This window comes from Croceivirga lutea (assembly GCF_014235875.1).
In the GTDB taxonomy this organism is placed as follows: Bacteria; Bacteroidota; Bacteroidia; order Flavobacteriales; family Flavobacteriaceae; genus Croceivirga; species Croceivirga lutea.
Window position 1 is genome coordinate 264,430 of the sequence record NZ_JACJUK010000002.1, and the last position, 12,267, is coordinate 276,696.

The following is a 12,267-nucleotide window of genomic DNA, read 5'->3' on the forward strand; positions in this document are numbered from 1 at the left end:
AATGTTGAAAAGAATTTACATCCTATTTGGGGTAGTAATTTGTTTTACTGCCTGCAAAAAAGAGGTTAAACCAATTGAAATTTCTCCAGAACAATATCATGCTTCTATAGATAAAGTTACAGAGGTTATGATTCATGATATTTTCTCGCCACCTGTAGCAAGTAGAATATACGCATATCCAAATATTGCTGCTTATGAAATTTTGTCTCAAAAACACGAGAATTATAAATCTTTAAACGGTCAATTGCATCAATTAACAGCAATACCAACTCCAGAAGAAAATCAAACAGTAAATTATGAACTTGCTGCGCTAATTGCGCATATGCAACTTAGTAAAAGCTTAATCTTTTCAGAAGAACGTATAGAGGCGTTTCAAGATAGCCTTTACACCCAATGGTCTGCTGTCAATGAAGAAGAATTCAACAACTCAAAAACCTATGCTTTACAAGTGGTAGACCACATTAAAGAATGGATGAGTAAAGATAACTATAGCCAAACTAGAACTTTTCCAAAGTTTTCTGTAAACTCTGAAGACCCTTCTCGCTGGCAACCAACTCCACCTGCATATATGGATGGTATTGAACCTCATTGGAGTAAAATTCGACCTTTTGTTATTGACTCTTCCAATCAGTTTACACCCACTCCACCACCACCATTTTCTATGGAAGAAGGCTCTGATTTTTATAAAGAGGTTAAAGAGGTTTACGATATCAGTAATGAAATCACTCAAAAAGGAGATTCATCAGAAGAAGTAGCAATTGCTAAATTTTGGGATTGTAACCCCTATGTTTCGGTTACTCGAGGTCACCTAATGTTTGCTACTAAAAAAATAACACCGGGTGCCCATTGGATTGGTATTGTGAAAATTGCGGCAAAAAAATCGAATTCTGATGTAATGGAGACCATTTATGCATATACCAAAACTTCAATAGCTATTGCCGATGGTTTTATAAGTTGTTGGGATGAAAAATATCGAAGTAATCTAATTAGACCTGAAACCTTAATCAACCAACATATTGATGAAAGTTGGGAACCTGTTTTACAAACACCACCGTTTCCAGAATATACTAGTGGTCATAGTGTAGTTTCTGGTGCCGCCTCAGAAGCGCTAACCAGTATTTATGGTGATAATTTTGCTTTTGATGATGATACAGAAATTCCCTACGGATTACCTGTACGTTCTTTTCCATCTTTTAGAAAAGCAGCAGAAGAAGCAGCTATCAGCAGAATGTATGGTGGTATACACTATAGAGCTGCAGTCGAAGTAGGCATTAAACAAGGTAGAGACCTAGGTACTTTTATAGTTGACAATCTAGAAATGAAAGTTGACCAAAACGTAGCAAGCAATTAAGGTAAATGAAGAAAGTTTTAAGTGTAATTTTATTTGTAGCGGTAGCGGCTTTAGTCTGGTACTTGTTTATAAATCCTTACGATTATCGAGTTCGGTTTAAGGCAAACACTTTTGCAGGTGCTATAAATCAAACCATAAAGACATGGGATAAGACCAAAACCGTGGTTGAACCTGTTATCCAAGAAGGAGATATTTACCATTTAAAACAACAATTAAAATTTGGTGATTCAATACAAACCTACAATTGGCAGATAGAACCTATAGATGCTACTACTTCTTTAGTTAAAATTGGTATTAAAGACAAGAATAATAGTTTGTTAAACAGATTAACCATTCCGTTTAAGGATACTGATTTTGAAAATCGAACTAAAAAAGAATTGCTAGAATTTAATGATGTACTCTCAGAACACATTAAAATTTTTAAAGTAAAAATAGAAGGCGAAGAAGAGTTAGGAGCCACCTCTTGTGCATGTGTTTCTTTAGCAGGACCTCAAATGTCTAAAGCTAACGGCATGATGCAGAATTATAACTATCTCAGCTCTTTAGTAAGCCAGTACGACATTGAATTAAATGGTAGACCATTTATTCAAGTAAATCATTGGGATATGCAAAAAGATAGTATTTCGTACGACTTTTGTTTTCCCATTATCCCATCAGAGAACCTTCCAGAATGGAAAAATATCTCGTATAAAAAGTTTTATGGCGGAACCATGCTAAAAGCTATTTATAATGGCAATTATATTACTTCTGACAGAGCTTGGTATGCTTTATTAGACTATGCAGATAAAAATAATATAGCCGTTGAAAACACCCCTGTAGAGTTTTTCTTTAACAACCCTAATATGGGGGTTAATGAAACCTCTTGGAAAGCAGAAATTTATTTACCCTTAAAAGTCAATGATTAAAAACCTAAGTTTCTTTTTACTTTATTGCTTTGGCTTTTTACTAGCCAATTGCCAGAATCACGGTAAACTGGAAATTGTAACAGATTTACCTTCTAGTTTAAAAGAAACCTCTGGGTTAGTATCGTATACCAATTATAGTTTTTGGGCTATTGAGGATAGTGGAAACGCTGACCGTATTTATCAACTAAATTTTAAAGGCGAAATTCTAAAAGATTTAAAGGTCAAAAATGGGAAAAATCAAGATTGGGAAGACTTAACCAAAGATAAGCTCGGCAATATATATATTGGTGACTTTGGAAATAATGCTAACACCAGAAAAAATCTGGTAATTTACAAGTTGCCGAATCCTGAAATTGAGCCTGGTGACAAAATTGATGCTGAAAAAATTGAGTTTTCATATCCTGAACAAAAAGAATTCCCACCTAAAAAAGACGCACTTTATTTTGATGCTGAAGCCTTTTTTCATTGGAACAAAGCTCTTTACCTTATTACAAAGAATAGAAGTAGACCTTACGATGGTAAAGCTTACATCTATAAAATACCAGATGAGCCCGGAGAGTATAAAGCTGAATTAGTTACAGAGTGGACCATTTGTGAAGATGCCAATTCTTGCTCTGCTACTTCTGCGGCCATATCTGAAGATGAAAAAACCATTGCCATTCTAACATATGGTAAATTGCTACTGTTTACTGATTTTACCTCAGCTAATTTTGTTCAGGGAAAGCTAGAAACTATTGACTTAAATTATAGGTCACAGTTAGAGGCAGTTTGTTTTCTAAACAATTCAACATTGCTTTTAGCAGATGAAAGAGTTAAGATTACGGGTGGTAATTTATATCAATTTCATTTGAATTAATCTTAGAATCCAAAACCTACTCCAAAGGCAAAACGCAAGCCATCATCACTATTAAACAACCCAAAGTTTGCTGAAATTAAATCAGAGCCATTAACAAAAAAACCGCCCCCATAGGAGGTATGCCAAATATTTGAATTGTCGTTATCTAACCATACTCTACCATAATCAAATCCGCCATAAATACCAGGTGTTATGGGTAATAGGCTTGTTTTAGCACGTCTAAAACTGTAACGGATATCTGTATTTTGATAAAACGATTTTTTTCCATTAAATCGTTGAAAACGAAAACCTCTTAGACCATTATTAGCCCCGATGTTTGCTGCTTGATAAAACTCAAAATCGTTTCCAATATTAAAATGTGCTTTTGCTTTAGTTGCAAACACCAATCTGCCATTTGGTATTAGTTGCCTATCATAACCTAAACTCGGAATAATATACCCATAAGACCGGCCAGACTGGCTCAAATTAGTCTTAAAACCACCTTCGAGCTGTATTTCCATACCCAAGGTTGGAAAGGCTTCATTATCAAAATTACGATAGGCATAAGACGCATTAACCCCAAAAAAATCTTGTTGCGTATCTCTCCCTTGTCCTGAATAAAAATCTTCAATAAATCTACCTTCAGTTTCTTCAACATCATAATTTTCGTAAGAGGCTCCAATCTTTGCAACAGAACCCATTCTGCCTCGCCAAACCAAAGAAGGATTTATAGTTATGGTTCTTATTTTAACTCTATTAAAATCTAAATCAAGTTCATCATCATTATTAATGGTTTCATTACCAAAACCAAAGAAATTTCTACTAAAATTAGGCGTGGTAAATCTAGATGCTACTTCTAAATTAACGCCTTCTATTACGTTTGTAAACTCACTAGAATGGCTAAAATCTAATCCGCTAGTAGCAAAATAAAAATAACCCGCTAAGGTATGCTGTGAGGTAAAGGGGTTTTGTCTAAACCCATTATAAGTATAGGTGTTTGTAAACCCAAGTTTTACACCGTCATCAGGATTAAATCCAATAGCTGGCAAAAACTGATTGTTACTGGCTTTAATTTTTAGAAATTGATAGGTGTTAGTGTCATAATCATTGATTTTTTTATGTTTACCACCTAAGGCCTCATCATAAGTGTTGGGCTTTTCTTTGAAATCATAGGTCTTTATATTCTTAGCAGCAACAGCTATTTTATAAATATCGTTGTTATGACCACCAACTAATCTAATTTTAATTTTTCCTTGATTGGATGGTATTTCAAAAACATCATCATCATCTAAACCATAAACCCAAATTTCTTTTGTGAGACTAGGGTCAAAAGTTTTATTGTAAAATAAATCTTTCTTTTTTCCTCCTTTAATTCTGTAAACTTTAACTGAAACCGACCCATCTGTTAGCCCATTTAATTCAAAATAATCATCTTTATCTGTACCTGTAATAACTGTGTATTTATTAAGCACTTTGTAATATGCTTTGGCAGTTTCAACCAAATTAGCCTTACGTGCTAATAACACTTCTTTAATTTTTGGTGCAGTTGCTTGCCTTACCTCTGGCGGAAAAGCTACTAATGATTTGTCTACAATTTCTGGCGAAATGTTATTTTGAATAAACTCAGCCTCAGCAATCCATGTATCTAATGTGGTTTCTGATAAAAGAGCCATATCTAATGCAAAGGTCATTGGTGAAGAATTAAACCCCTTAACACTTTTAATTTCTTTGTTAAACCCTTCAAATAAACGCAACGCCGGAACTGTTCTAGAGGCAAATTTCATGAGTGCACCATCTCCCATTATCGAAAATACTTGGTCTCTATCTCTGGGAATTGGTCTAAAGATTTTATCACCATTTTCTTGTTCTACCTCAACCCAACGCCATTGGTCTGTATGGCGGTCCCAATCGCCTAACAACATATCAAACAATCGAGCTCTAACGTACATGGGCTTATCTAGCTTATACTCTTCATCTTCTCGCAGTTTTTCAATAAAATCAGTTGTGCTTTCTATTTTTTTAGCATAGCCAAAACTGGCAATATTATGACCTTCAGAGGTATGTTCTTCAATCATATATAAAGCATTACCAAAATCTGTATTGTAACCACCAAGCGCTTCTTGTTTTGGCACATAGAATAATTTAGGATTTGTATGATATAAACCAACAGCATCTGACAACTCCCCTACTGCAAAAGGAGCATATGGATGGGAGCCCGTATAAAAATCTTGAAGCAAGGCTTCTGTTGCAGTGTCTTCAAATTCACCAATTACATATTGGTCTTTAAATGCTAAGGATTGCAGATAAACTTCAGCGCTTTTGCGTAGGGCACGCATTACAAATTGCCGACCATCTTTATGTTCTAAACGTAATGATAATGATTGATGCCCACCTCCTTTTTTAACCGGTTTTAAACCGCCATACAAGGTGTCTAAATTAACTGTTGGTGCTTCAATTTTTGTACTGTAGTATTTTCGATATCTATCACCCCAAATAGCTTTGTAAAAACCAGATTTATCGGTTTCTTCTTCTGAATAGATAGAAGCCCTTACGGTTGGTAGAAATTCGTCTACATTCTCATATTTTTCAAACTGTTTTTCCGCCGGTAAAACTGTAGTGCTGTAGATTAATTCTTCTGAATCTTCTTCAACGCCATAAAAATCCACTGTAGAGGAACCATCTTTAAAGACTTTTAGTATTGCATACCCCATCATACCTGTTGAAAACTTACTACCATTTAATAGTCTTGTTGCTCCTTTTTTAGCTCCTGAACCGCTAACAATTTGCGGAGTGTTTTCTTCTACAATGTATTGTAAAGTATGCTCATGACCAGAGACAAAAATGACCTTATCTGAAAACTGTGCTAGCGTTACAATTCTATTTTTTAAATCGTTATATATTTTGCTTTGTTGGTCAGCAATACTAGCGCCTGAAGTTTTTCGCAGTTCGTTAATCACAGTACCCAAAACAGGCAATGGAACTTTTACATGACTAGAGGGATAAAATTGTTTTTTAAATGAATACTGCCCGCCATGTGGACCATAAGTAAACATGGGATGGTGTAATGCTATTATGGTAGTTTTTTGTCTACTATCTTTAATTTCGTCTTCTAACTCTAGCAAAAAACGTTCACGGTCTTTTATTTCACATTTATCATTAATATCTGGTCGATTGTTCCAATTGGTTAAGTACCATTCTGTATCAATTGTAATTACTCTTACATTATCACCAGCATCAAAAGCTTCTATTGGACACCCATTCTCAGGAAAGAAAACCTCTTTACTACCCAATTGTTCTTCAATGTAATTCTCCTCTCTTTTTAAACCTATGAGGCCTTCTGTATACCAATCATGATTACCAGGAATAAAAACACGTTTACCTTTAAAATTTTCAAGGGTTTTTAGTTGTGCATCTAAATGATTTTTAGCCTCTAGATAGGCAATAGTTGAATCTTTAGGGTCTGGTAAACCAGCTGGATAAATATTATCCCCTAAAAAAATTGCTGTACTCTTTTTAGATGCAGTATCTAACTTGGCTTTAAAACTTATGAGCGCTTTATTCATACCTCCCATAGGTGATAAACCAGCATCACCAATTAAATAAAAAGTATGAGCAACTTTTTTGTTTGGCATAACTGATTTACCATCAAATTCTTGTTGGTATTTTGCTTTATAGGTTGCACACCCAAAGAGCAATAACAATGCCATTGCAGAAGTTGCAATTTTTTTCAAAGCCATATGTTCAATGCAATTTTTGTATTTTGGAATCATCAATATACAACTATGTCAGAAACCGTTCAAAGAGCAGAGGAGTTTGTTACCAACCTTTTAACTAATTCTTTAAATTCTAGTTTTTTATACCACAATTTTAGACATACACAAAGGGTAGTAGAAAGTACAGAAGAGCTTATTGATAATATAAAATTAAAAGATGATGAACAAGAGGCTTTACGCTTAACCGCTTGGTTTCATGATACTGGATACACAAAAGATTTAGAGAACCATGAAGCGCATAGTTGTGAAATAGCTAAGAAGTTTTTAACCGAACAAAAAACTGATGAAGACCAAATAGCTTTGGTAGAAAAACTAATAATGGCTACCAAAATGGGCCATGAGCCAGATGGTTTGTTAGAAGAAATTATTAGAGATGCAGATTCTTCTCACATTGGTCAAAAGAGTTATCTAGAAACCTCTGATTTACTAAGGGAAGAATTATCATTATTAGGAAAGGCCAGCTATTCTTCAGAAGAGTGGAGAGAAAAAAACATTAAAATGTTCAGAACCAAGCATAGATTTTATACAGACTATGCAATTGAGAATTGGCAATCTAGAAAAGACAAAAATCTTAAGAAATTAATCAAAGCAAAAAAGAGTAGAAACCAACTAGCTAAAAAAGAAAAATTAAAAGCTCAATTTAAAAGTGAAAGTCCTGAACGTGGAATACAAACCATGTATAGGGTTACAATGAGAAATCATTTAAAACTAAGTGATATTGCTGATACAAAAGCTAATATTTTATTGTCTGTAAATGCAATTATTATCTCTTTAGTTCTTGCAAATTTAATTCCGAAACTAGATAACCCTTCTAATGATTACCTGATTATACCTACAGCAATATTTGTATTATTTAGTATTGTTTCTATGATATTTGCTATTCTTGCTACTAGACCAAACGTAACTAGAGGAGAGTTTACAAAAGAAGATGTTGAACAGAAAAAAGTAAATCTACTTTTCTTTGGTAATTTTCATAAAATGGAATTACCAGATTACGAGTGGGCCATACAAGAACTTATAAAAGACAAAAAGTTTGTGTATTCAACCCTTACCAAAGACTTGTATTTTCTTGGTGTAGTGTTAAATAAAAAATACAACCTTTTACGCTGGACTTATACCATTTTTATGATAGGAATGATTTTATCTGTAATATCCTTTTTTGTGGCGTTAGAATTTTATGGCCCTGATAGAGTATTAGAATTACCAACCCCTACACCAGATAATTAACTCTTAAGAGTTTCCATTAAATCTGCGTAGGTATAGGTTTTTTCTGGCTCTTCATCTTTTTTGTACAAGATTTCTGCGCGTATTGCTTTAAGGCCAGTAATACCTTGCAAACCTTCTAGTTCCACAACCTCAACATTATTGGTAAAATAGCCTTTAGATTTTAAGAAGTTAATGTAACGTAGGTATTCTCGCTCATCTTTCTTTTGTGAATAAACTATTGCTAATTTACCTTTTTGGGTAAGTCGTTCTTTAGTTCCTTTAATGTATGATTTATCAATTCGCTTTTTTATAACCTCATATCTTGCATTGTACGTACCATCCACATCGAACTTCTTTTCATCCATTCTAAATCTAATTGCCAAAGGCGTACTGTAAACCAAAATCAAAGAAGTAACATCTAAGGCTACTGGTAACTCTGGTTTTAAGCTATAGTACTTGTTTTCCATCTCACACATAACTTGTAGCTGCCAAAGGCGTAAGTTGTTTAGGTATAATGGATTAAATTCTTGTTCGTTGGCAATAGACTGCCCAATGTATAGATTATGCTCAACCCCGTCTGTTTTGTAACGTTCAAAATAGTGCGGATACATTAATTGGGCTTCTTGTTGTTTTTCATCAAGCAAAGCTGCAAGTTGCATATTTGTTTCGGTAACACTTTCATCATAATTACGTCTGTGGTCGTAATAGGATTCTGTTCCCATATCTATGGTACTCTGGTATGCTTTAATCTTGTTGGCTAACTTATCGTTAGTTTTCTTTAAATGTTTAAAAACAGGATTAATCTCATCTTGAACAAAATCAAAAATTGCCTGTTCACTATTAGAATACAAGACGTCTTTAATGTCGTCTATATAACTATTCACTCTAAACATAAGCTCCTCGTAAATAGGTAACTTAAGTGTTGAAAGCGCTTCATTCAAAATTTTAGAGATTTCTGAAAGTTGAATTAACAAATCTCGTTGAATGGCTATATTTCTTTCTTTTGAAGAATCTTTAATATCTATTTGACCATAGAGTGGATAAACTTCTTTAAAAACAATTTCATTAAAAACAGGTCTATGACCCATAGTTTCCATAGTCATAAACTTTTTAGCTTCTTCTTGAAACTTCCAGTAAACTGAGTCATGTACAGTAGTGCATTCATGCTGAATTACTGCATCAATCATATTTTTTTCTTCTTCTATAGAACGCAATACCGCAGAGACAATAAATGGCATAACATCTTCTAATTTTGTAGCGTTTATGCTATTTAAATCATTAATGTTAGGCGAAACAATTTCTAAAACACCTAGCAAATTGCCGTCTTGTGCAATTGGCGCTAGAATAGCACTATTGAAACCCTGTTCGTATAAATTTTTATAAGGTTGACCGTTATTTGACTTTTTTACGCATTCTTTCAAATTTGCAATTGCAAATGATGTAGTTTCACCTATTAATTTTAAATAGGAGTGGTCACATAACATGCTATGGCAAGATTCTGCCTCTTGTTCTTTTAAGATAAAGCTATCAATACCCTTACCGTATATTTTGATGAATCTATTGGAATGAGAATCGTAGCCAGAGAAACCCACTTTAATATCTTTTAGTCTAAACAAAGACCTAAACGTGTCTTGAAAGTCGCCCATGAAGGTTTCACTTTCACGCTTGCCTTTTCCGATTAAGGTAGATTTAATCTCTGAAATAGAATGTTCAGCGGTTACATCAAACAAATTAGAGATAACAAATCCTTTAATTAAAAAGCTATGAGGTGGTATTGTTTTTTTCCATAATTCCAAATTTTCAGCATTAGCCAAAAGCTCGTCGTAGTCTTTTTGAGTAAGCTTTTTTGCCTTATCTGTGGGTATAATCTCCACAAAATCTGCATTATATAGAATTCTATAATGTCTCATTACACCGTTTGCATCTGGTATATCGTAAAAAAGTGGTCGTTTAAAATCTAAATTAAATCCATAATAAAAATTTAAAATTACCGTGGCTTGCATTATATACTGCATTTCATCTCCCATAGTTCGCATTTCTAATTCAAACTCATCACCAGCATCTTTTAAGATTTGCTGAAAACGAGCTGTAGAATTAAATACAACGCTATTGTATGCTACAGATGCCGCCTTAATTTCATTATGGGTTAAGGCCGAAGGAAATAAATCTGCTAGAATAATTCTAATAACATCTTTGTGTTGTTCAAGTATCTCAAGGTCATCAAAACCTTCTCTGAGAATAGGATAGGGCTCAACAGCTTTGAGTACCTCTTCTGCTCTTTCTACTTGTAAATGGTCATCACTAGTAAGTAACCCCTCATAATGTTCTAGGAGTTTATTGAAACTTATTAGCTGCAAAAACGGGGTCTCTGTTTGTTTACCCTTTCTCATAACTTCTTGGTCGTTAGATAGCCTGTAAAATTACAAAATCCTTAAATGGACTCCTGTTAAAGGAATCTTTAAGGTATTCAGAAAGATTTGTCGCATATTTAAGCTAAATATTACATTTAAAATGTCATCACAAAAAAGATTACAACGAGCGTACAAAAATGCGAAGCGAATTACCTTTGATGACACCTCTAGATTTATTGTGTTCAGCGATTGTCATAGGGGTGATAATAGCTTTGCTGACGACTTTGCAAATAATCGAAATATCTATTTTCATGCGTTAAATCATTACTATAGAAATGGTTTTCAATATTGTGAATTAGGTGATGGTGATGAATTATGGGAAAACATCACTTTTGAGTCTATTTTTGAAGCCCACAAAAACGTATATAAACTACTAAGAGAATTTCACTTAGAAGGCAGACTACATATGGTTTGGGGCAATCATGATATGGTTTATAAAGATGCCGCCTATGTAGAAAACAACTTAAGTCATTATTTTGAACCAATTGATGGTACAGACAAAGAACTATTTGAAGGTATTGAATATAATGAAGCACTAGTACTGCAGCATGAGACTACCCAACAAGAAATATTTTGCACGCACGGCCACCAAGCAGATTGGTGGAATTATGTTTGCTGGAAAGTAGGCAGGTTTTTGGTTCGTATTCTATGGAAACCCCTACAGGTTGTTGGTATTGCTGACCCTACAAGTCCGGCCAAAAACTACAAGGAAATGATTAGAATTGAAAAGCGAATTAAAAAATGGATTCTGAGTAACAATTTAAAGATGACCATTTCTGGTCATACACACAGACCACGGTTTCCTGAACCAGGGCAAATACCTTTTTTTAATGATGGTAGCTGCGTACATCCAAGAAGTGTTACTGGAATTGAAATTGAAAACGGACATATTTCCTTGATAAAATGGAAAATTGACACAAAAATAGATGGCACCTTACAAGTAGTACGGGTATTGCTAGAAGGCCCTCAAAAACTCGCAGATTATATGAGAGCTAATTAATTATTTGCCCGTCAGCCTTAAATTCTACATCTTTTTTATCCTTACCATCTTTTAGCTCCACATCATAAAACATACCTTTTGAGTGATGCTGAACTTCTTCTACCTCGTTAATATCCCAATCATCATATTTCTCCTCTAAAACGTCTAAGATTGCTTTTGGCAAATCATCTTCATCAATACTACGTTCAGTTTCAATCCAACTACCATTTGGTTTATAATCTGCTCTATATTTTTTACCATCAATTTTAAAATTGGCCTCAAAATTTCCGTTTTTATCAGTATGCCAATCTGGGTCATTTTCACCAGGATATTTTTGTTCAAAATTTCGCTGAACTGCATCTGGCACCTGCCCTTGACTTTCTGCACAACTTCCAAAAGTCAGCAAAAAACAACTTAAAATTAAGATTGTATTTATTCTAATTGTCATCTGTTTCTCCATCTAATTCTTCTTTTACATCATCATAGGCACCTTTAATTTCTTCCCCTGCTCTTTCTGCTCCATCTTCAACCTCATCTGCAACTCTTTCAATTTCGTTATCGACATCATCTGTTTCTTTTTTTGTTTCCCTGCAAGACACTATTAATAGTGAAAATAACAGACCAGACAAAACAACTGATTTTGTATATTTTTTCATAACTGTATTATTTAATGGGCAAAATATAGAGACAATTTTTGGGCTCAATCCCTAAAAATAGAGTTTGGGTTAAACAAAAAATCTATAGCATTAACATTTGTTGCTTTTTATAACCTAATTGCCAAGATTACTTAAAATAATAGTCAAATTG

General features: G+C 34.0%; 9 protein-coding genes. 5 read left to right on the top strand and 4 right to left on the bottom strand.

Translation table 11 applies throughout. The features are described from left to right. The first annotated feature begins 1 nt into the window (after position 1). The 3 genes from H5V42_RS04685 to H5V42_RS04695 are packed head-to-tail and all read left to right on the top strand — an operon-like array spanning position 2 to position 3,112. The gene (locus tag H5V42_RS04685; RefSeq protein ID WP_185781968.1) at positions 2–1,351 is read left to right on the top strand and encodes a vanadium-dependent haloperoxidase; all 1,350 of its coding nucleotides are present in this window, start codon (positions 2–4) and stop codon (positions 1,349–1,351) included. A gap of 5 nt (positions 1,352–1,356) precedes the next feature. Continuing rightward, the gene (locus H5V42_RS04690) at positions 1,357–2,256 is read left to right on the top strand and encodes a GyrI-like domain-containing protein (RefSeq protein ID WP_185781969.1); all 900 of its coding nucleotides are present in this window, start codon (positions 1,357–1,359) and stop codon (positions 2,254–2,256) included. Further along, a complete protein-coding gene (locus H5V42_RS04695) occupies positions 2,249–3,112 on the top strand; it encodes a hypothetical protein (RefSeq protein WP_185781970.1) in 864 nt (287 codons plus the stop codon). The genes H5V42_RS04690 and H5V42_RS04695 overlap by 8 nt, the downstream gene beginning before the upstream one ends. A gap of 2 nt (positions 3,113–3,114) precedes the next feature. On the opposite strand, the gene H5V42_RS04700 is transcribed toward H5V42_RS04695, so the two are convergent. Continuing rightward, a complete protein-coding gene (locus tag H5V42_RS04700) occupies positions 3,115–6,828 on the bottom strand; it encodes a metallophosphoesterase (protein ID WP_185781971.1) in 3,714 nt (1,237 codons plus the stop codon). 45 nt (positions 6,829–6,873) lie between these two features. On the opposite strand from H5V42_RS04700, the gene H5V42_RS04705 reads away from it, so the two are divergent. Continuing rightward, positions 6,874–8,091 carry a Pycsar system effector family protein gene (locus tag H5V42_RS04705; protein ID WP_185781972.1) on the top strand — a complete coding sequence of 406 codons (1,218 nt, stop codon included), beginning with the start codon at positions 6,874–6,876 and terminating at the stop codon, positions 8,089–8,091. On the opposite strand, the gene H5V42_RS04710 is transcribed toward H5V42_RS04705, so the two are convergent. Further along, positions 8,088–10,460, bottom strand: coding sequence for a GAF domain-containing protein (locus H5V42_RS04710; protein WP_185781973.1), 2,373 nt, complete (start codon positions 10,458–10,460; stop codon positions 8,088–8,090). The two genes, H5V42_RS04705 and H5V42_RS04710, sit on opposite strands and share 4 nt — an antisense overlap. 121 nt (positions 10,461–10,581) lie before the next feature. Here H5V42_RS04710 and H5V42_RS04715 point away from each other — a divergent pair, with 121 nt between their 5' ends. After that, positions 10,582–11,481 (top strand): metallophosphoesterase, encoded by a 900-nt coding sequence (locus H5V42_RS04715; RefSeq protein WP_185781974.1) that lies wholly within the window; start codon positions 10,582–10,584, stop codon positions 11,479–11,481. On the opposite strand, the gene H5V42_RS04720 is transcribed toward H5V42_RS04715, so the two are convergent. Together H5V42_RS04720 and H5V42_RS04725 are read right to left on the bottom strand one after the other, a co-directional pair. Continuing rightward, positions 11,474–11,908 (bottom strand): PepSY-like domain-containing protein, encoded by a 435-nt coding sequence (locus H5V42_RS04720; RefSeq protein ID WP_185781975.1) that lies wholly within the window; start codon positions 11,906–11,908, stop codon positions 11,474–11,476. The genes H5V42_RS04715 and H5V42_RS04720 overlap by 8 nt on opposite strands. Beyond that, positions 11,898–12,116: a hypothetical protein gene (locus H5V42_RS04725; RefSeq protein ID WP_185781976.1), complete on the bottom strand. Its 219-nt coding sequence runs from the start codon at positions 12,114–12,116 to the stop codon at positions 11,898–11,900. Before H5V42_RS04725 ends, H5V42_RS04720 begins: the two co-directional genes overlap by 11 nt. Positions 12,117–12,267 lie beyond the last annotated feature (151 nt).